17 protein-coding genes and 1 tRNA gene are annotated in these 20,104 nt (G+C 55.8%); 4 read left to right on the top strand and 14 right to left on the bottom strand.

The window, feature by feature from the left end; all coding sequences use genetic code 11:
* Complete coding sequence (gene sdhC, locus AD948_RS12630; protein WP_035378917.1) at nucleotides 1–474, bottom strand: succinate dehydrogenase, cytochrome b556 subunit; 474 nt, start codon at nucleotides 472–474, stop codon at nucleotides 1–3.
* 138 nt (nucleotides 475–612) lie between these two features.
* Nucleotides 613–1,635: an aspartate-semialdehyde dehydrogenase gene (locus AD948_RS12625; protein WP_006557557.1), complete on the bottom strand. Its 1,023-nt coding sequence runs from the start codon at nucleotides 1,633–1,635 to the stop codon at nucleotides 613–615.
* Nucleotides 1,636–1,797: 162 nt separating this feature from the next.
* On the opposite strand from AD948_RS12625, the gene zwf reads away from it, so the two are divergent.
* Nucleotides 1,798–3,345 (top strand): glucose-6-phosphate dehydrogenase, encoded by a 1,548-nt coding sequence (gene zwf / locus AD948_RS12620; protein WP_061472252.1) that lies wholly within the window; start codon nucleotides 1,798–1,800, stop codon nucleotides 3,343–3,345.
* Nucleotides 3,346–3,359: 14 nt separating this feature from the next.
* On the opposite strand, the gene AD948_RS12615 is transcribed toward zwf, so the two are convergent.
* Entirely contained in the window at nucleotides 3,360–4,832 is a 1,473-nt protein-coding gene (locus AD948_RS12615) for a mannitol dehydrogenase family protein (protein WP_061472251.1), read from the bottom strand.
* Between the two features lie 606 nt (nucleotides 4,833–5,438).
* On the opposite strand from AD948_RS12615, the gene adhP reads away from it, so the two are divergent.
* A complete protein-coding gene (gene adhP / locus AD948_RS12610; protein WP_061472250.1) occupies nucleotides 5,439–6,467 on the top strand; it encodes an alcohol dehydrogenase AdhP in 1,029 nt (342 codons plus the stop codon).
* A gap of 32 nt (nucleotides 6,468–6,499) precedes the next feature.
* Nucleotides 6,500–7,891, top strand: a complete 1,392-nt coding sequence (locus tag AD948_RS12605) for an NAD-dependent succinate-semialdehyde dehydrogenase (RefSeq protein WP_006557551.1) — start codon at nucleotides 6,500–6,502, stop codon at nucleotides 7,889–7,891.
* Nucleotides 7,892–7,951: 60 nt separating this feature from the next.
* Here the strand turns inward: AD948_RS12605 and AD948_RS12600 are convergent, their stop codons facing one another.
* The 6 genes from AD948_RS12600 to xseA all read right to left on the bottom strand — a co-directional run bounded on the left by AD948_RS12600 (nucleotide 7,952) and on the right by xseA (nucleotide 14,455).
* Complete coding sequence (locus tag AD948_RS12600) at nucleotides 7,952–8,794, bottom strand: creatininase family protein (RefSeq protein ID WP_061472249.1); 843 nt, start codon at nucleotides 8,792–8,794, stop codon at nucleotides 7,952–7,954.
* A 119-nt stretch (nucleotides 8,795–8,913) separates the two neighbouring features.
* Nucleotides 8,914–10,929 carry a CocE/NonD family hydrolase gene (locus AD948_RS12595; RefSeq protein ID WP_248846019.1) on the bottom strand — a complete coding sequence of 672 codons (2,016 nt, stop codon included), beginning with the start codon at nucleotides 10,927–10,929 and terminating at the stop codon, nucleotides 8,914–8,916.
* Nucleotides 10,930–11,162: 233 nt separating this feature from the next.
* Nucleotides 11,163–12,338: a phosphoserine transaminase gene (locus AD948_RS12590; protein WP_058987713.1), complete on the bottom strand. Its 1,176-nt coding sequence runs from the start codon at nucleotides 12,336–12,338 to the stop codon at nucleotides 11,163–11,165.
* Between the two features lie 34 nt (nucleotides 12,339–12,372).
* Nucleotides 12,373–12,456: transfer RNA gene (locus AD948_RS12585), tRNA-Leu, on the bottom strand.
* A gap of 94 nt (nucleotides 12,457–12,550) precedes the next feature.
* A complete protein-coding gene (locus AD948_RS12580; RefSeq protein WP_035378931.1) occupies nucleotides 12,551–12,898 on the bottom strand; it encodes a hypothetical protein in 348 nt (115 codons plus the stop codon).
* A 99-nt stretch (nucleotides 12,899–12,997) separates the two neighbouring features.
* Nucleotides 12,998–14,455 carry an exodeoxyribonuclease VII large subunit gene (gene xseA / locus AD948_RS12575; RefSeq protein ID WP_061472247.1) on the bottom strand — a complete coding sequence of 486 codons (1,458 nt, stop codon included), beginning with the start codon at nucleotides 14,453–14,455 and terminating at the stop codon, nucleotides 12,998–13,000.
* Nucleotides 14,456–14,503: 48 nt separating this feature from the next.
* Between xseA and purD the strand changes: the two genes are divergently transcribed.
* Complete coding sequence (purD, locus tag AD948_RS12570) at nucleotides 14,504–15,787, top strand: phosphoribosylamine--glycine ligase (protein WP_211264485.1); 1,284 nt, start codon at nucleotides 14,504–14,506, stop codon at nucleotides 15,785–15,787.
* A gap of 374 nt (nucleotides 15,788–16,161) precedes the next feature.
* Here the strand turns inward: purD and AD948_RS12565 are convergent, their stop codons facing one another.
* The 5 genes from AD948_RS12565 to AD948_RS12545 all read right to left on the bottom strand — a co-directional run bounded on the left by AD948_RS12565 (nucleotide 16,162) and on the right by AD948_RS12545 (nucleotide 20,050).
* Nucleotides 16,162–16,644 carry a GNAT family N-acetyltransferase gene (locus tag AD948_RS12565; protein ID WP_248846018.1) on the bottom strand — a complete coding sequence of 161 codons (483 nt, stop codon included), beginning with the start codon at nucleotides 16,642–16,644 and terminating at the stop codon, nucleotides 16,162–16,164.
* Nucleotides 16,644–17,339: a tRNA (adenosine(37)-N6)-threonylcarbamoyltransferase complex dimerization subunit type 1 TsaB gene (tsaB, locus tag AD948_RS12560; protein WP_061472246.1), complete on the bottom strand. Its 696-nt coding sequence runs from the start codon at nucleotides 17,337–17,339 to the stop codon at nucleotides 16,644–16,646. Before tsaB ends, AD948_RS12565 begins: the two co-directional genes overlap by 1 nt.
* Nucleotides 17,340–17,341: 2 nt before the next feature.
* Nucleotides 17,342–17,923 carry a malonic semialdehyde reductase gene (locus AD948_RS12555; RefSeq protein ID WP_006557835.1) on the bottom strand — a complete coding sequence of 194 codons (582 nt, stop codon included), beginning with the start codon at nucleotides 17,921–17,923 and terminating at the stop codon, nucleotides 17,342–17,344.
* A 95-nt stretch (nucleotides 17,924–18,018) separates the two neighbouring features.
* Nucleotides 18,019–18,582 (bottom strand): NifU family protein, encoded by a 564-nt coding sequence (locus AD948_RS12550; RefSeq protein WP_006557834.1) that lies wholly within the window; start codon nucleotides 18,580–18,582, stop codon nucleotides 18,019–18,021.
* 199 nt (nucleotides 18,583–18,781) lie between these two features.
* Nucleotides 18,782–20,050 carry a DUF2075 domain-containing protein gene (locus AD948_RS12545; RefSeq protein ID WP_061472245.1) on the bottom strand — a complete coding sequence of 423 codons (1,269 nt, stop codon included), beginning with the start codon at nucleotides 20,048–20,050 and terminating at the stop codon, nucleotides 18,782–18,784.
* Between the last annotated feature and the right edge of the window lie 54 nt (nucleotides 20,051–20,104).

The raw sequence follows: 20,104 nt of genomic DNA, 5'->3' as shown, positions 1-20,104 counted from the left end.
TCAGCCTGCCTTCCTTGCCTTGGCGCGGGAACGTGCCCGGCCACCCGCCACACACAGAAGGGCACCGGCCAGAACCGTGCTCACCCCAGCGGTAACACCAACAGCAACCGGCCCATCCTTGTTGATTTCCGTCTTGTCATAGCGGTAACCGCTATCCCAGATCAGATGGCGGATGCCGCCCACCGTGTGGTACACAACAGAAGCCAGCCATCCCACCAGCAGAAGCTGGCCAACCGGATTACCTGTAACCTTGCGTGCCGTTTCAAAAGATTTCGGCCCCTTGGCGGCGGCGGCAAGCCAGAACACGCCCAAGGCCGCTCCCGCTGTTGCTGCAACACCGGTCAATCGGTTCGAAATGGAAAGAACCATGGAGAGCCGATAGCGGTAAATTTGCAGATGCGGCGACATAGGCCGCTGAATGAGTCTGCCGTCACTTCGGCTCCCTACGTAGAGGGCCTTCCGGATATCCTGCATTGTCAGCCTCGTATCCCGTCCGTCTATCCCTACACTGGCTTAGTGCCAGCGTTTCTGCATTGATTTCGTCCTACGCCCCACCCGCAGAGTGGTCAATTCAACCAGGCAACACGACACCGAGAGGCGGGGCCGCCTCACTCAGCCGTGTTTGGGAAGGAGGTCCAGGGCGATCATGGTTTCAGCAATCTGAACCGCGTTCAAAGCCGCACCTTTCCGCAGATTATCGGACACACACCAGAATGCGAGACCGTTAGGAACAGTGGGATCGACACGAAGGCGTGAAACATAGGTTGCGTCTTCCCCAACGCATTCAATTGGAGTCACATACCCGCCGTCTTCACGCTCATCGCGCAGAATCACGCCATCTGCCTCACGCAGCACTTCACGCGCACGCTTGATATCCACAGGTTCTTCAAATTCGGCCACCACCGCTTCAGAATGACCGATAAACACCGGAACCCGCACACAGGTTGCAATCACGGAAATATCGGGATCAAGAATCTTCTTGGTTTCCACGGCCATTTTCCACTCTTCCTTGGTGGCGCCGTCATCCATAAAGCGGTCAATCTGCGGAATGCAGTTAAAGGCGATCTGTTTCTGGAACTGTTCGATCTTGGGCGGATCGTTCACAAAACTGCCCCGAGTCTGGGCAAACAGCTCATCCATGCCGTCCTTGCCCGCGCCCGCAACGGCCTGATACGTGGCCACAACCACACGCTTGAGCGTAAACAGATCATGCAGGGGCTTAAGCGCCACCACCATCTGAATGGTTGAACAGTTCGGGTTGGCAATAATATTGCGCTTCATGCGCTTCAGGGCATCCGGGTTCACTTCCGGCACCACCAACGGCACGTCCGGCTCCATACGGAAGTGGGAGGTGTTATCAATCACCACGCACCCTGCCTTGGCGGCAACCGGCGCATATTTGGCGGAAACAGCCCCACCTGGGGAGAACAGGGCAACGTCCCACCCCGTAAAGTCAAAGGTTTCAAGGTTCTGTACTTTCAGAACCTTATCGCCAAAGGAAACCTCACGCCCGGTAGAGCGGGGAGATGCCAGGGCCACAATCTTGTCAACCGGGAACTCCCGCTCCGCCAGTGTCTTTAAGATTTCACGCCCAACCGCACCTGTGGCTCCGACAACTGCAACCCGATACCCCATAACGTTCCCTATCTTCTGTTCTTGTTGAATGCCTGACCGGGCGGCGAACCTAGACCAAACTGGACATAAATGGAATTGTTCCTCTCCCGGCAGGACCATAAAAAGCCCTGTTTTTCAAAAGGCGCCCCTTGTGGAGTCGCCCACGCATAAAGGAGAGCGGTCTTGGTTCAGCTTTCACCCACATGCATCCCGGCGGGGGCTCCTGTTGCCCCGGCCGCCACGCAACCGGCACCGGCTGGCACGCTGGTCATTCTCGGGGCGGGGGGAGATCTGACCCACAGGCTGCTGGTTCCGGCCCTGTATGACCTCACCTGTAACAAATTCCTGCCTGATGACTTCCGGATTATTGGCGTCAGCGCGGAAGACCTGACATCCGCCTCATGGAAAGCCTCCCTGCGCGCCAAGATGGAGACGTTCACTCAGGACAGCCATGCGGAATTCTATACACCCAAAATAGATGAAACCGCCTGGTCCTGGCTTACCGAGCGCATGACGTATCAGACACTGGATTTTACGTCAGTTGACGCTGTTAGCACCCTTGCTCGGGATATTGGCGATCGGAATGCTGTTTTCTATCTGGCCACGCCACCGCGTTTTTTTGAGCCTGCGGCAGAAACGCTCGCCAAGGCCGGTCTTTTAAAGGAAACAGACAATCGGTTCCGCAGACTGGTTATCGAAAAACCGTTTGGAACGGATCTCCAGTCCGCTCAGGCGCTGAACGCGCACCTGCTCTCCTTCCTTCAGGAATCACAGATCTACCGGGTTGATCATTTTCTGGGGAAAGAAACCGTTCAGAATCTGCTTGCCCTCCGCTTCAGCAACCTTCTGTTCGATCCACTCTGGCGGTGCGAGTATATTGATCATATTCAGATTACCGCCGCAGAAATACTGGGAGTAGAAGGCCGCGGCGTGTTCTATGACGCCACGGGAGCCCTGCGGGATATGGTGCCCAACCATCTGTTCCAGATTCTGGCGCTGGTAGCCATGGAACCCCCAACATCGCTGGAACCAGAAGCCATTCGAAACGCCAAGCAGCAGGTTTTTGAGGCCATCCGGCCCATTTCTCCCCAAAATGCCGTGAGAGGCCAATATGAAGCTGGCCTGATAAAGGGGCGCATCCTTCCCGCGTATCGGGACAGCAAGGGCGTTTCCCCCGACAGCCGGACCGAGACCTATACTGCGCTGAAGATCGAAATTGACAGTAAGCGTTGGAAAGGCGTGCCGTTTTACCTGCGCACGGGCAAAGCGCTGGACTCCAGCGTGACGGAAATTGTGGTGCAGTTCAAACAGACAGCTCATCCGCTTTTTCATACGGCGGAGGGCGCAGCCCAGACTCCTAACCGCTTTGTCTATAATATTCGTCCGGAAAAAGGAGCGGATCTGCACTTCAATACCAAGCAGCCAGGCCCGGAAACCATAGTGAAGGAAGTTGTTTCCCAGTTCCGGTATGAACAAGCCTTCGGCAGCATACCCAATGTTGGGTATGAAACCTTGCTGTATGACTGTCTGCAAGGCAACGCCACCCTGTTTCAGCGTGCCGATAATATAGAAGCCGCCTGGCGGGCAGTGGACCCGGTTCTAAAGGCGTGGGCCAAAGACCCTACGCCGCCCGAACCTTACAAGGCGGGCACGGACGGCCCAGCCTCAGCATCCGCCCTGCTGGCACGAGATGGCCGCTGCTGGGCGCCGTTCTCTCAATTAAAAGAATAGCCCAAAAGAAACCCTCAGGCCAGAACGCCGGTTTCGAGGGTTTTCCGAACACCCTGTGCTTTAAGGGCCTGCCGCATTTCTACAAACTGCGTGACAAACGCATCTGATTTTTCCAGATCCCAGCCAGAGAAAACACTCATCTCCAATGCCTTGGCTGGGTCAGCATCAAATGCCAGCTTTTTATCCTCCTCTGTCAGGTGCGGTTCCAGTACATCATACGCAGCACCCTTTTCATCCCGCCCTGCCAGATAGGCGCAAAAGCAGGCCAGCAAAAAGGCTATCCGGCGCGCGTCACGCCCCTGCGCAACAACACCTGACGCGGTAGGCCTTATAAAAACCGGAAGCTTGGAGGCGCTATCAGACGCAATGCGCACAAGCTGGTCACTTATGGCCTTGTTGCGAAAACGGGAGAGCAGCAGCGCCCCGTATTCCTGCAACGCCATACCGGGAGGAGCCTGCAAAAGAGGCTCCGCATCAAACCCCAGAAACTGCTGCAGCAGAGCGTAAAGACTGGCGTCCTGCATGGCATCACTCACAACCCGGTATCCCATCAACACACCGGGCAGCGCCATCATGGAATGGGTTGCGTTGAGCATACGCAGTTTCACCTGCTCATAGGGCGCAACATCCTGTGTAAACAGAACACCCACTTTCTCCCAGTCAGGGCGGCCTGAGGGAAACGTATCTTCCACCACCCACTGAATAAAATCTTCACAATAAACCGGAGCGCGGTCTTCTATACCGCTTGCGGCATCCAGACGCTGAATATCAGCTTCCCGCACAGCGGGCGTGATACGATCAACCATGCAGGAAGGAAACTCCACGTTCTGGCTGATCCAGCCAGCCAGATCTTTATCCCGCTGTTCGGCCCAGCCCACCAGAGCCTTGCGCGCCACATGCCCGTTATGGGGCACATTATCGCACGACAATACGGTAAACGGCACAATGCCAGCCTCGCGTCGCAACCGCAGGGCTTCCGCCATGACACCAAAAGCAGAATGGGGAACCTGCCGTGCCAGATCCTCCACCATATCGGGATGGCTGTGCATGAACTGTCCAGCTTCATCCATATAATAGCCGCCTTCCGTAATAGTCATGGTGACCACCCGAATAGCCGGATCAGCCAGACGACGGATGGCCGCAGCCCGATCAGCCGGGGCGTGAACATACTCCATCAGGGACTTGATCACCCGCACCACATCCGGTTTATCCGCCGGGCATTCCGTAAGAGTGTAAAGACCGTCCTGCGCCTGCAATGCCGCAGCCTTCGCTGCTTCTGCGGGTGTATCCAGCAGACCGACACCAACAATTCCCCAGCCCCCCTGTTCGGGCAGAGCGAGAACACGATCCACATACACAGCCTGATGAGCACGATGAAAATTGCCGACGCTCAGATGAGCAATGCCCGGCCGCACCGTGCTGCGGTCATAATCAGACATCACGACCGTTGTGGGCAGATTACCCAGGGTCTTTACACTCAGTTCCATCAAGCTGTCCTCTGCTCTTCCTGCCGGTTCATGGCAACCATGAAACCTTTGTTTCAAGGGCAGGAAATCTCTTTTCAAAACAAGGCTTTCTATAAGTCATGTCTGCCCTAGAAAGGAAACGTGGCTTTTTTTGATACAGGTCAATGCAGCTTTTTGCATGGGCCGGCGTAATTCAGAAAGAGATAGAGTTGAATAGGAGCCATGGCCTCCAAAAACAGCGTGAAAAACACCAGAAGCCGCAGAAGCATCTGTATCGCTCAGAGTGAATGACCGCGAAAAAACGCTGCCGGGATAAGAGATGTGTGGTGGTTTCTTGGGGGTAAAAAACCAGTTGGAAGCCTGACGTTGAAGCATCCGCCCGACCACAGAGAACCTTCACGCACCAGAAGCCCGGCACCGACCACGCCAACTGACTTTCCGCTCCGTTCCTGGCAGTTGGCGGGGCAACACGATCTTTCAACCACAAGGGCTGTAGAATTCATGCTTTTCAATCTCTTAGCCCGAAAGCCCCCTCTTGTTCTTCCAGCCAAAAACCGGCAGGGAGGGCCTCTGCCTGCCCCGCAGGTGGCCTGTAAGAATAAGATAAAGAATGAAAGTTAAGGAACTATGTCAGGAAAAATGAAAGCCGCTGTTGTTCATGAATTCGGCAAACCGCTGACCATTGAAGAACTGGACATTCCCGACATCCGGCCAGACCAGATTCTGGTAAAAATGACGGCCTGCGGTGTTTGCCATACAGACCTGCATGCCACGAGCGGCGACTGGCCCAAGAAGCCTACCGTTCCCTTTATTCCGGGCCATGAAGGCGTAGGCGTTGTCACCAAGGTTGGCAGCAACGTAACCTGGGTGAAGGAGGGGGATGAAGTTGGCGTGCCGTGGCTTTACTCCGCCTGCGGCCATTGCGAACATTGTCTGGGCGGATGGGAAACCCTGTGCGCCAAACAGCAGGAAACCGGCTATTCCGTAAACGGCTGCTTTGCCGAATATGTGGTGGCAGACCCCAACTATGTTGCCCGCCTGCCCAAGGGGATAGACCCCGTGAAAGTTGCCCCGGTGCTGTGCGCTGGGCTGACGGTATATAAAGGTCTGAAAATGACAGACACCAAAGCTGGCAACTGGGTTGCCATTTCTGGTGTGGGCGGCCTGGGCCAGATGGCCGTGCAATATGGCGTGGCCATGGGCCTGAATGTGATTGCTGTTGATATTGATGATCAAAAACTGGCTACCGCCCGGAAACTTGGCGCAGCTCTGACCGTTAATGCCAGGACGACAGATCCCGCCGCCTTCATCCAGAAAGAGGTTGGGGGTGTGCATGGCGGCCTGATTACCGCTGTTTCCACAAAAGCCTTTTCACAGGCAATGGGTTATGTGCGGGCAGGGGGCACGCTGGTTCTGAACGGACTGCCGCCGGGAGATTTCCCAATTTCGATCTTCGATATGGTGATGAAAGGCACCACCATTCGCGGATCCATTGTGGGAACCCGGCTCGATATGATTGAAGCTCTCTCCTTCTTTGCAGAGGGCAAAGTGACTTCCGTGACCCAGACCGACAGGCTGGAGAACATAAACAATATTTTCACACGCCTTGAGGAGGGAAAGGTCGAAGGCCGTATCGTGATCGACTTTCGCGCCTGATCTCCGTCAAGGGGAACCGAAAGGCTCTGGAAATGGCTTACAAGACTGTTAATCCATACACCAATGAGACGATCGCTACCTTTCCTGATCTGAAAGACGGAGAACTTCAGACCCTTCTGGATCAGGCGGAGACCACATACAAAAGCTGGGCTCAGACCTCCTTTGCAGACCGAGCCAAAATTATTGCCCGGGCTGCGTCCCTGCTGCGTGAGCAGAAGGAGGATTATGCAAAACTCCTCACGCTTGAAATGGGAAAACTCAAGCGTGAGGCCGAAGCAGAAGTGGACCTTTCTGCCGATATTCTTGATTACTACGCCCAGAATTCAGAAAAATTTCTGGCTCCGCAAAAAGTGCCCGGCGGTGCAGAACGCGGTGATGACGCCATGGTGGTCAGCCAGCCCTTAGGCATTATTCTGGCCATTGAACCGTGGAACTTCCCTTACTATCAGCTCGCCCGCGTAGCGGGGCCGCATCTGATGGCCGGGAATGTTGTGGTGGTCAAACACGCCTCCATTGTTCCTCAGGCAGCGGCCGCATTTGAAAAACTGTTCCATGATGCCGGTGCTCCGGCAGGGCTTTACACCAACCTGTTTGCCACACGCGAGCAGCTTGAAGCCCTGATTGATGACCCACGCGTGCAGGGTATTGCCCTGACGGGTAGTGAAGGTGCAGGAGCCAAAGTTGCAGCGCAGGCAGGCAAGAACCTGAAAAAAACCACCATGGAACTTGGTGGCAGCGATGCCTTTATTGTGCTGGAAGATGCTGACCTTGAAAAATCGGTCAAGTGGGCGGTGTGGGGCCGTATGAATAATGGTGGCCAATGCTGTGTGGCTGCAAAACGCATTATTGTAGTTGATAAGATTGCCGATACGTTCTTCAAACGCTTTAGCGAAGAACTGGCCAAGCTTTCCCCTGGTGATCCATCTGATGATGCCACAGGCGTGCCTCCCATGTCCTCTCAGAGTGCGGCGGACCAGTTGAACGAGCAGGTGGAAGATGCTGTTAAACACGGTGCGACTGCCCACAGGGTTGGCCCTGCTCCGCCAAACAAGGGCGCGTTTGTTCAGACCACCATCCTGACAGACATCACAAAAGATAATCCTGCATTTTATCAGGAATTTTTTGGTCCCGTTGCCCTGTTCTTCCGGGTGAAGGATGAAGACGAAGCCATTGCCCTGGCAAATGACAACCCATACGGATTGGGTGGTTCTGTCTTCACGCAAAATACGGAACGCGGGGTGGATGTTGCTAAACGCATCAGCACTGGCATGGTGTATGTCAATCACCCCACATGGACCCGGCCGGACCTGCCGTTTGGGGGTATAAAACGCTCAGGCTATGGGCGGGAACTGGCCATGATGGGCATTGAAGAATTTGTAAACAAAAAGCTGATCAATGTCGTGCCAATTGATGCGCCAGCCTGATTGGCTGTAACAGGTTATCAACGCAAAGGCGGCAGGTTATCTGCCGCCTTTTGACATTCGTCAAATATTGAAAATATCGTTCTTGAAATCGTTTTTTTCAGGAGCTTTCTTAATGACATGCTCCACAAGCTGCACACCGTATTCTACCAGCTTTGCAGTCAACCTCTCACCATCTTCAGCCGAGCACAAATGAGGATTCCCTTTCCCGACACCGTGCGTTGCCGTGCTGTCCCCTTCCAGGGGAATGGAAACCGGAACCCCGTTTAGATCAACCGTTCCAAAATCAACAACTTTTAAACCCCACGCTGTTTTTTCTGAATCCGGCGCAATAAGACGTTCCGGTTTGATGCACTCTGGTAGCAGATGCATACCAATACTGGTCAAAGGGTTCGCACCATGGCCGCCAGATAAGGCCGCTTTTTCCTTCCCCATGATATGCGGCATTATTGTTGCAGCCACACGCCAGAGGTAAAAGCTGGGAATAATCATTCCACTTTTCTTCATAACGCTATGCGTCACATCATGGATCATGGTGCAATTTCCGCCATGCCCGTTCAGAATAACAAGACGCGTCAAGCCATGGCGTAGCAGACTTTCAAGCATATCTGACAGGACAGCCTGAAGTGTGGTTTGAGAAAGAGCGATGCCACCGGGCATGTATCCAAAAAAATCTTCACCACCAAAGGGTAGAACCGGAGCAACATAGGTTTCATGCCCTGCCTGTGTCGCTTTCTGGGCAATACGTTCGGCTACTGCGTCCGCCAGAAGATAGTCACCCATGGGCATATGCGGTCCCTGATCTTCAAAACTGCCGAGCGGCAAAAGAATAACAGGGTTACGGACAACGGCCTCCCGCATTTCTGCCGCTGTCAGCCGGGCCATATGAACTGTCGCTTTGGTCATTTTCTCGTCTCCGTGCAGAACCGTCTCTCAGATACAACACAAGGCGCATCAGAGCCTGATGCGCCTTGTTCCCGAAAAGCTGGTTCTTGAAAATCACATGATTTTATTTAGCACTCTTCTTACGGGTTCTGATCAGCCTTCACAACGGGCAGCAGAATGGCCGTTGAGGCATTTCCTCCATGGTGAATGCTCTGAGTAGCAACCGTATAATCCTCGGCTTTGGCATCAAAAATGTTTGGCACAAACTTCTGAGGGTTACGGTCATACAACGGGAACCAGGAAGACTGGATCTGCACCATAATACGGTGGCCCTTGCCAAACACATGGTTCACTGCTGGCAACGTGAAATGATAATGCTGCGTGGTATTGGGCTGTATGGCTTCCGGTTTTTCAAAACTGGCACGATACCGGCCACGGAAAATGTCCATCGAAACAGGCAGTTCATACCCACCCATTTTAGGGTTATCCGGCGTAGCGGCTGGTTGAACATCTATCAACTTGACCACCCAATCTGAATCCGTGCCCGTTGTTGCCGCAAAAAGATCGGCTACCGGCACACCACTGACACGCACAGGCGCATCAAGTTCTTCTGTTTCATAAGTCAGCACATCAGGGCGGGATTCCGCTTCCCGCTGATCCTGCACCAGCCAGCTTTTCCAGCGCGGCCCCATGGAAAATGCAAATGGCCGAGCCAGAAAGGGAACAGGGTGTGCGGGGTCAGAGACATAGCTGTCTGCGTCATCCTTGTCCGGATGCGTAAAGCTCAGGCTATGCCCACTGGCCAGAAAAAGAGGGGTCAGTTTATTTGTGCATTCAGTTTCACAAACTGACGGCCAGGAACGATAATAATCCCATTTCTGGTCACCCGTATTGTAAATGATGGCATCGGGCAAATGCACGGATGCGCTGCCCGGCTTAAGATATTCATCAAAGAACGGACGGAACACATCTTTCCGATACTGGTGCGCGGTATCCCCCTCAAAGGACAGCGGGCCGAGTTCTGAACCATTGTAATTGACGCCACTATGCCGCCACGGCCCCATGACCAGCGTATTGGGGGCTTTGACATCTGCATCCTTCAAGGCCTGCCATGTGTGAATGGCTCCCCACATATCTTCCTGATCCCACAGCCCTTGCTCCCACAACATGGGCACGGTGGGTTTTTTCTGGGCCAGAAGTTTATCCAGCGCCTGCTCCTGCCAGAAGGCATCATAAGCCGGGTGGGCATGCATCCGCTGCCAGAACGGATATTGGTCTAGCCCCGCCTGTGTCGCAAAGTTTCCGGCAGAGCCAGCTTTCAGAAAATTGGTATAATCGTCAGCATCTTTACGCGGAATGGAATCCCCGCTTCCTCTGACGGTCATCTGCGAGGTGAAATAATCAAACGTGCCCTGCCGGAAAGCACCGTAATGGAACCAGTCATCCCCCATCCAGCCGTCCACCATCGGGCTTTCAGGTGCCGCGACTTTCAGCGCGGGATGCGGGGCCAGCAACGCCATAACAACCGTAAACCCTTCGTAGGATGATCCGGTCATCCCCACACGGCCATTACTTTCCGAAACGTTATGCACCAGCCAGTCTATGGTGTCCCACGCATCCGTGGTTTCATCCGTTTTTGTGGGGTTCAGCGGGCCACGTGGCGGGCGGGTCATTACATAATCACCCTCCGAGCCATATTTCCCGCGAATATCCTGAAACACGCGGATGTAGCCGCCTTCTACAAAGACATCATCCCCTTGCGGCAGCAGTTCCCGCATGGTCAGTGCATCTGGCGTACGGTTTGCCCGCTCTTTGGCGTTATAAGGCGTACGGGTCAGCAGAATGGGGGCATTCCGCACATTCTTGGGAATAACAATAACCGTATAAAGCTTCACGCCATCTCGCATTGGCACCATGGCAACACGCTTGATGTAATCGCGCTGCTGTTCGGCAACAGGGAAGGCAACCTTTGCTGGAATATCCGTGCCTGTCTGCACCGTGAGCGGATCAGATGGCGGCACAGAAGCTGGCACCGGTGCTGCAAACGCTGTGCCGGAGAGAAGCCCGGCCAGAAAGCCCGATGCCACAAGGCGTCCGCACCACGATGTGCGCTGTTCAGTTTTTCCAGATTTCAGGGGTAAGGAACACGATACCATGAGTCTGCACTTTGTTTTTGGGTCTATGCTTTTTCAAGCTGGTTCCCGAACGATGCGTCGATTTTCTTCGCACGTCCACCCTGTTTCAGGGGCAAAACCAAAAACGCATATGTGTTCCGGCTTACAGAGCCTCTAGGATGCCATCCATTATCGGAGTTCTGCGGTATGCCATAAAAAAAACCGGCCACAATGACCGGTTTTTCAAGAGTATATGTTTTTCTCTCAGGCGTTTTTCAGGCCGGAGACACCTCTGCAAATGCCCAGTCAAGCCAGGGCAGAAGAGCGCGCACATCACTGGCTTCCACCGTTGCGCCACCCCAGATCCGTAAGCCGGGCGGTGCATCGCGATAGCTGGCAATGTCAAACGCCACGCCTTCTTTTTCCAGCACTGCGGTCATTTTCTTGACCACCTTCATCTGTTCGGCCCGTTCCAGCGCCAGAAACCACGGGGCCACAATCCGCAGACAGATGGAGGTTGAAGAACGCTCGGCCGGATTTTCTGCCAGAAAGGAAACCCAGTCCGTTCTGGCTTCCCATGCTGCCACTTCCGCCAGATTGGCCCGGCTGCGCGCTTTCAGTCCTTCAAGCCCGCCAACAGAAGCTGCCCATTTCAGGCTATCCAGCGCATCTTCCACACACAGCATGGAAGGTGTGTTGATGGTATCTCCCTTGAAGATCCCTTCAATCAGCGCGCCCTTGGCCATAAGGCGGAAAATCTTGGGCAGAGGCCGTGATGTCTGAAACTGCTCCAGCCGTTCCACAGCACGGGGTGAGAGGGCGAGCATCCCATGGGCAGCCTCACCGCCAAGCGCTTTCTGCCAGGACCACGTCACCACATCCAGCCTGTCCCACGGCAAATCCATGGCGAAAGCGGCAGATGTAGCATCACAGATCACAAGCCCGTCATGCTCCGCCGGAATCACATCAGCAGACGGCAGGCAGACACCTGACGTTGTGCCGTTCCAGGCCAGGACAACATCATGCGCCCAATTGACGTCAGACAGCGCAGGCAGCGCGCCATAATCCGCCTTGAGCACACGCGCATTCTCCAGCTTCAACTGGGAGACAATATCCTGCGCCCAAAGGGAAGAGAAACTCTCAAACGCCAGCACATCTACCGGGCGCGGCCCCAACAGAGACCACAGCGCCATTTCCACAGCGCCCGTATCAGAAGCGGGAACAATACCGATCCGCCAGCCTTCTGGTACGCCCAGTATGGTGCGGGAGCGTTCTATCACATCCCCCAGCCGCGCACGGCCTTCTGCCGAGCGATGAGAACGGCCTGTCAGCGCGCCAGAAAGAGCAGATACGCTCCACCCCGGCCGCTTTGCACATGGCCCGGAGGAAAAGCACGGATTAGCGGGGCGCGTAGCCGGACGAGAGGAAACTACGGAATCTAAAACGGTCATCGCCCTGTCCGGTCTTGGGAAGTGAGACAAGCTCTGGTGCGAGAGAGGGGACTCGAACCCCTATGCCTTGCGGCGGTCGATTTTGAGCCGACTACGTCTACCATTCCGTCACTCTCGCGGCTGGGTCTTTCCTATCAGCAAAACGCTGCGTCGAAAAGTCTGCTTCACGCAATTAAAGCGCTCACAGCGCAGCCCAAACTCCTACGGCTGCATCAACGGCAGACGCGGGGTGTGCCATCTGCGGCAATATAAGTGCCAGTCTGGGGGTTGAAGCACGCATTCTGCACGCAACTGTTTCCGGACCCGAGCGGCTGCGGGTAATTCTGCGTTGCCGCGGCAATAGCCTCCCGCGCAGCCACACCACACAAGGGCGTATTGGCCGGGGCGGAGGGATCATTCGTCAGCTTGCTTTCATCCGGGTGGGGGGCATCTGACACCATGCCTGGCGCAAAACTCTGCGATGGTATGCGGGAGGCGGTATGCTGTGGCTGGGCCGCACACCCTGCCAGCAAAGCCAGAACCAGACAGCCCGTGGCACGGGTCATAAAACGGATGGACATGCGCTCTTCCCTTACACTCAGGTCGGGCCTTGCAGCCCCGTTTCTCTTTGTGCCGTGATACTCTTAAACCGCCTCAAACTCCAAGGCCCGCACGTGGCCTTACAGGTCAAGAAGCCCCTGTGCGCGTTCACCGGCTTTCCTGCGGCCAATCACGGCATCCTGACTTCCATCCCCAAAAGTAAGTATTACCTGCTCGCCTGTTTTCAGGGCCCGAGCCGATGTAACGGGCTGCCCCTCCGCCGTAACCAACGCATAGCCTCGCGCCAGAACCGCCTTGGGGGAAACTGCTTCCAACTGCCCTCCTGAGCCTGCCAGCGCCACCCGCCGCTCCCGCACCAGTGCGGCAAGCGGAGCAGGGGAAAGCCTTACCCGGCCCAGCCGCGCTTCCTTACCCTGCAGACCGTGCCGCAACCCATTGAGAAGGCCATTTCCCAACAGGGCCAATTGGGTCCGCCGGGCAGACAGCAATGTCTCTACCGAAGGCATATGCCGCTCAATCGCTACAAGCGCGGCCCGCTGTTTCTGCACAAACCCCGGCAACGCGACATCCAGCCTGCGCCCCCGATCATCAAGCTGCATACGGGCTGTTTGCAGCAGGGCTGGGAGGTCGGGCAGCGCCGCCGCCGCGCGGTCCAACCGCAACCGCGCCGTCTGCATTTGCCGAGAAAGAGCCCCCAACGCACGCGCGCCACGGTGTTCAAGGTCTGCCAGTAGTTCGGTACGAACGGGCACAGCCATTTCGGCAGCGGCGGTGGGGGGGGGGGCCCGCCGGTCCGCCGCAAAATCAATCAGGGTGGTGTCCGTCTCATGCCCCACGGCGGAGATAAGCGGAATGGTGCAGGCCGCTGCCGCGCGCACCACGCCTTCATCATTGAAGGCCATCAGATCTTCCAGCGAGCCACCGCCACGCGCCACAATCAACACATCCGGGCGCGGCACCGGACCTGTGCCATCCAACTGAGAAAAACCGTTTATGGCGGCTGTCACCTGCGCAGCGGCACCTTCACCCTGCACAGCCACAGGCCACACCAGCAACTGGCGCGGAAAACGACGGGCCAATGTGGTCCGGATATCATGCAGCACCGCGCCCTGCGCGGAGGTCACAACCCCGATCACCTGCGGCAGAAGCGGAAAACGGCGTTTGCGCTCAGCATCAAACAGCCCTTCTTCCGCCAGTTTCAGGCGCAGGCGTTCAATACGGGCCAGCAACGCGCCTTCACCCGCATATTCCATGCGTTCCACAACAAGCTGGTAGCTTGAGCGTTCGCCATAGGCGGAAATCTTGCCGGTTGCGATAATTTCCAGCCCGTTTTCCGGCACCAGCCCAAGGCGGGAGACAGACCCTCGCCAGACCACACCCGCAATCTTGCCGCGTTCATCCTTGAGAGAGAAATAGACATGGCCGGAAGGATAACGTTTGAACTCCGTTATCTCCCCACGCACCCGCACGCGGCCGAATGTGCCCTCAAGCGTGCGCCTGATGGCCCCCGAAATTTCTGAAACGGTATATTCCGGCACATTCCCTGCGGGTGCGCCTGCTGCAAAGCCTTCGTCCATAAGCGCAATCTATGCTACAGACGCTCGCCCTGAAAGAGCAGACCTTACATGCGGGAGAAAACAATGCGGGTATTACTGGTTGGATCAGGCGGACGGGAACATGCACTGGCCGCAACACTGGCCCGCTCACCGCACCTGACAGCCCTGTTCATTGCGCCCGGCAACCCCGGTACGGCCAAACATGGCGTGAATGTTGCCATTGGGGCAGAAAACGTGCCGGCGCTGATCACCTTTGCCAAGGAACAGGCCATTGACCTGATTGTACCGGGCCCGGAAGCCCCGCTTGTAGCCGGTCTTGCAGATGCCTGCGCCAAGGCCGAAATCGCCTGCGCTGGTCCCACCCGCGCCGCCGCCCGGCTGGAAGGCAGCAAGAGCTTCACCAAGGAAATCTGCTACGCTGCGGGTATTCCCACCGCACAGGGCGAACGCTTTACCAGCGTGGATGCCGCACTGACCTACATACAGGAACGCGGTGCGCCCATCGTTGTCAAAGCGGATGGTCTGGCAGCAGGCAAGGGCGTTGTTGTGGCCCAGACACTTGCCGAAGCGGAAGACGCCGTGCGCGACATGATGACACAGGGCAGCATGGGCGATGCCGGACGCAGCGTGGTGATTGAAGACTGCCTGGTGGGAGAAGAAGTCTCGCTGTTCGCGTTCTGCTCGGGAGAAACCGCAACACTCATTGGCGCGGCGCAGGACCATAAGCGTATTGGCGATGGAGATACCGGCCCCAATACGGGCGGCATGGGGGCCGTTTCCCCTCCGCGCGGGTTTGACCGGGCGGCACAGGAACAGGCGCTGGATGTCATGGTTCGCCCCATGCTGAAGGAAATGGCACGCCGTGGCACCCCCTTCCGGGGCGTGATTTTTGCCGGGCTGATGCTGACAGATGCAGGCCCGCAACTGATTGAATATAACGTGCGTTTTGGAGACCCCGAAGCTCAGGCCCTGTTGCTCCGCCTGACCTCCGATCTTCTGCCTGCCCTGAAAGCTCTGGCCGATGGCCAGCTTGATGCCACGCCCATCACTTTTTCCGATCAGGCGTCCATCAGCGTTGTAATGGCAGCGCAAGGCTATCCCGGCAAAGCCCTTACCGGGGCCGTTATCTCCGGCATCGCGGATGCCAATGCCCTGAAAGATGTAACGGTTTTTCAGGCTGGTACAGCAAAAAATGCGGCAGGAGAACTGGTTGTTGCCGGTGGGCGCGTTTTGTCAGTCTGTGCTGTCGGCAACACGGTGCAGGAAGCACGAGACAAAGCCTATGCAGGAGTCAAAGCCATTTCATGGGACGGCGCACAATGGCGCACAGATATTGGCGCTCGCGCACTCTGACCCCTTTTGACCGGCGCACAAAAACTGCGCCGGGTTTTACAAAACTGACCCAGTTGCTCCCAGACCGAGACAACTGGTGTCTGCATACATGAGGCTGAATCCGTCTGTCTGATCAGAGGTTATACTTGAGCCGCTTTACCGGCAAGCAATCATGAACAACGGTTCAGAAGAGACAACAGACCAATAACGATGACAGAATGCGCCTTCCTCTTTGTTGAAAAGAGAAGAGGCCGCACACAAAAAAAATCCCGATCATCATGACACCGGGCACGATGCCGTCGTAACCATACGATAGAAAGTGTCCCCCCGGCGCAGGCTTCATTGCATTCGCATCAAAACACGATTTTGATCTGCCCCGAATCTACCCCGGTGCTTCAGTCATCTAGGCGTTTAGACAGCACCAGCGCATCCGATCCGTCAGGATAATAAGACCGGCGCAGCCCTGCTTTTGCGAAACCCGCATTTTCGTACAATGTTTTTGCGCCTGCATTCAGAACCGAGACTTCCAGAAACATCTGCTCAACCTGATCTGTCTGCGCTGTCAGCAAAGCCCACGCCAGCAAGGCCTGTGCAACGCCCTGCCGCCGGAAGAAAGGCACCACGCACAGGGTCAGAATTTCAGCTTCTCCCGCAACAGACCGGATCATAATGAAGCCAGCAGGTGTGCCATCCTTCACCCCGACTGCCGCAGCCACGCCGGGCGAAGACAGCAGGCTCTGCATGGCGTCTTCATCCCACTGATCAGCCGGAGGAAAACTGGCGGCATGCAGGGCCGCCAAAAGCCCACCATGGGGCTCTGAAACCGGCAGGATCTCCAAAGAAGTTCCATTGGCCGCACTCCCGCCGACGCCAGGCATCAGACCGGAGCCGAGCGTAAACCCGCAGCAGGCAATTTAGCCTCCGGAGGGTCCACATAGAGGGGTAACGCCTCCCGAGGGCCAAGTTCCCCTTTCTGACGAGCCAACGCGGCAGCGGCAATCTGCTCTGCTGTGGGAGTTGCACTCTCGGACAGCACCGTGCCTGCTGGCATAGGGAGGGACGTCGCTGCATCACCAGCCACCAGCCAGCGGTCTTCAGGCGGTTGCCAGTCCGCCAACGCCACGGCCTGCACGCCTGTCACAGTTTCCACAAACACGCGGCCTTTACGCGCAGCCGTCACCAGCAGCCAGCCTTGCAAGCCGTCAGCCTTCTTTACTTCTGTATCAAGAACAGACCGCAGGACTTCGCCCCGCGTAACGCCGACAACGGGCACACCAAGCCCCAACGCATATCCCGCCGCTGTGGCACAGGAAGCCCGCAACCCCGTAAAGGACCCAGGACCAACCACGACCGCTACCAGTTGTGGCTGCAAGGGTGCTCCAGCCTGCCAGCCTGCCTGTGCAAGAGCCTGCCCAGCCAGCAGCCCGATACCTTCCGCCGCCTGTTTTCCTGCCGCTTTCTGCTGGGCAATCAGGGCATACGCGCCCTCACTCCCTACCGAGACACACGCTGCCAGACCGCATGCAGCATCGCCTGCCGCACTGCCATCCAGAACCAGAATACGTGAAATCATGCTCACAGCAGACGACAGGCTTCTTCAAACGCCAGACGCGGCGCGCGGGGAGGCAGATTTTCCGTATCCCCATAGCCAAGACACAACAGGAAGTTAGCACGCCATCCGGTATCCGCCAGAAAGGCGTCCTCCACCAAAGAGGCATCAAAACCGGAAACCGGCAGTACATCCAGCCCCAGCGCACGAGCCGCCATAATCATGTAGCCACCTTGCAAGGTGCCATTCCGGAAGGCTGTTTCTTCCGCCAGCCCCACATCCGCAGCAAACCAGGAGCGCAGTTCCTCACTGGGGCAAAGGCGGGGAAGTTGATCAAAAAACAGGGGATCGTGCGCCACAATGGTAATAACGGGCGCACCCATGACGCGATTGACATTCCCGGAGGAAAGCGCGGGCCGCAGCTTTTCCCGTCCGTCAGACCCGGTAATGAACACAAAGCGGGCTGGGCTACAGTTGCCGGATGTTGGCCCCAGACTCACCAGATCATAAAGGCGGCGCAAAACATCCGTCTCGACCGGCCGGGCCATCCACCGCCGAGGCGTACGCGCCTTTTGGAAAAGAATATCCAGCCCGCTTTCATCCAGCATCTCTGTTCCGTCTCCACATCCCTACCGATGCAGGGGTTTCAGTTTCTGCTCTCTTTTAGGTCAGAGGCGTGCAGACGGAAAGATGGAAGCGCTTTTCAGCCCTCCACCTGCTCTACGCCGACAACTTCCGGCACATAATGGCGCAGCATGTTTTCCACGCCGTGCTTCAATGTTGCACGGGAAGACGGACACCCGGAACAGGCCCCCTGCATGGTCAGACGCACCACGCCATCCCGGTATCCACGGAAGACAATATCACCACCATCTCCCGCCACAGCCGGGCGCACGCGCGTATCAAGCAGTTCCTTGATCTGTTCGACAATTTCCTTGTCTTCCGGGGCAATGGGTTCTTCCGTAATACCCACGCCTTCCGCCACAACAGGGAAACCGGCTACAAAATGGTCTACCAGTGCTGCCAGCACCTTGGCACGCACATCAGACCAGTCCTCACTATCGGCCTTGGTGATGGACACAAAATCATTGCCCAGAAATACGCGGGAAACGCCGGGGATAGCGAACAATGCATCCGCCAGAGGGGAGCGCCCGGCCACAGAGTCGGCATCAATGAAATCAATGGTGCCTGCATCGCCCATCACGGGGCGACCTGGAAGAAATTTGAGCGTAGCGGGATTAGGAGTGTCTTCAGTTTCAATAAACATGGGAAGGGGTCCTGATTTCTCTGCTGAGTCCGTTTCTTCTCATCAGTTGGCACCAGAATGGGGACAGGACAAGTCCTGTATAAAAGAAAAAACCGTGTTCTGGCGTACCGTGTCACACTGCGGGGCCTTCACATGCCCCAAAAGCACCAGAAGAGCCTTCGCTAAAGAGTGGACGCAGCCATGCATCCTCTCCAAAGGCTCACCCCTCAGGCACCAGACTTTTTGTAACACGGGAGGAAGCGTAGTCCCGTTCGGCCTGAATTTCCATCAGTTTGCGCCGCAGTGCGGGGTCATGCGCATAAATATATAGCCCATGCACGGCACGCGTCATAAGCACATTCATGGCATTAAGCATGATCCGTTCCTTCACACTCTCCGGGTCAGTCAGACCGTCCCGCCCGGCAAAAGCGGCCCCATCTTCATACTTGCTGGTGTCAATACGGATGCCATCTGTCGAGGCATCATACAGCACGGAGGGCCCCAGAATCAGCCCGACATAGTTCAGGTCAAACCCCTGAACGGTATAGACTGATCCCACTTCTTCTATAGTGTCCGGCCGCTCGGCCCAAGGAAGTTTTTCATCGGGCTTGGACCGATCCCATCGGAGGTGAAACCGGCCTTCATGAATGAAATGGTCATGCCCATCCAGCCTGTAGGGGTAATCATATGTCGCCAACATGCGTGAAAGGCCATGTTTTGCGTTTTTGCGACACAGAACATCATACAGACTTTGTGCATCATCAAAAAACCTGAGGTCAAACGTCTGCTTTGCGGGCATCGGCCGAATAATTTTTTGGCAGAAGGCGCTTATCCATTCCTGTACATCCGCATTTGCCTGAACCCTGAACTGCTGCGTTAAAAAATATGTCTGCACAGGGTAGGGGCCAACAAGTTTTTTCAGAAGGTCACGGTTCCAGCAGCTCTTGAATTTCAGAACCTGTTTTTCATCAAAAACAACAACCGTAATACGGGAAAGCCGGATCAGTTCTTCCAGATGATTGTTCTGTTCAAAATGATTGTATTTGTCGCTTCGGGTCAACAGAAGATGGGCTTCATCAATAAACAGGATATCCGCCCTCTTTCCGGCCTTTTGCATCCTGTTGATGAAGGTTGTTGGGCGTTCAAAATCCTTTTTCTTCAGATACGGAAACTGTTCTGATATATTCTTGTACAGCTTCATCATTTCAGGATGATTGACAACAAGATAATTCTGCATTCCGTAAAAGGGGCTGTTTTTTTCCTTCTGCCGAGAGAGGGATTGTATTTCATTAAAAATAGAATTCAGAACAATGCTTTTTCCTGTTCCGGCATCCCCCTCTATCAGGAAGACAGCATGCTCATCCTGCCGATGCGCCAGGCAGAACGTCCGAATAGCCTGCTTCAGATCATTCTGCTGGGAAGAGAGCACCTTGGTGGGCGAGAGTTTATCTATCGCATCATTTTCCGCGCTATGAAGACTCTGTTCCATGCAGTGCTCTCTCTTCTCCGGTTATGGAAGGGATACGGGCATAAAAAAGACCTA

This window comes from Acetobacter senegalensis (assembly GCF_001580995.1).
In the GTDB taxonomy this organism is placed as follows: domain Bacteria; phylum Pseudomonadota; class Alphaproteobacteria; order Acetobacterales; family Acetobacteraceae; genus Acetobacter; species Acetobacter senegalensis.
Note: the sequence above shows the minus strand (reverse complement) of the source record. Positions and strands in the feature narration are given on the sequence as shown.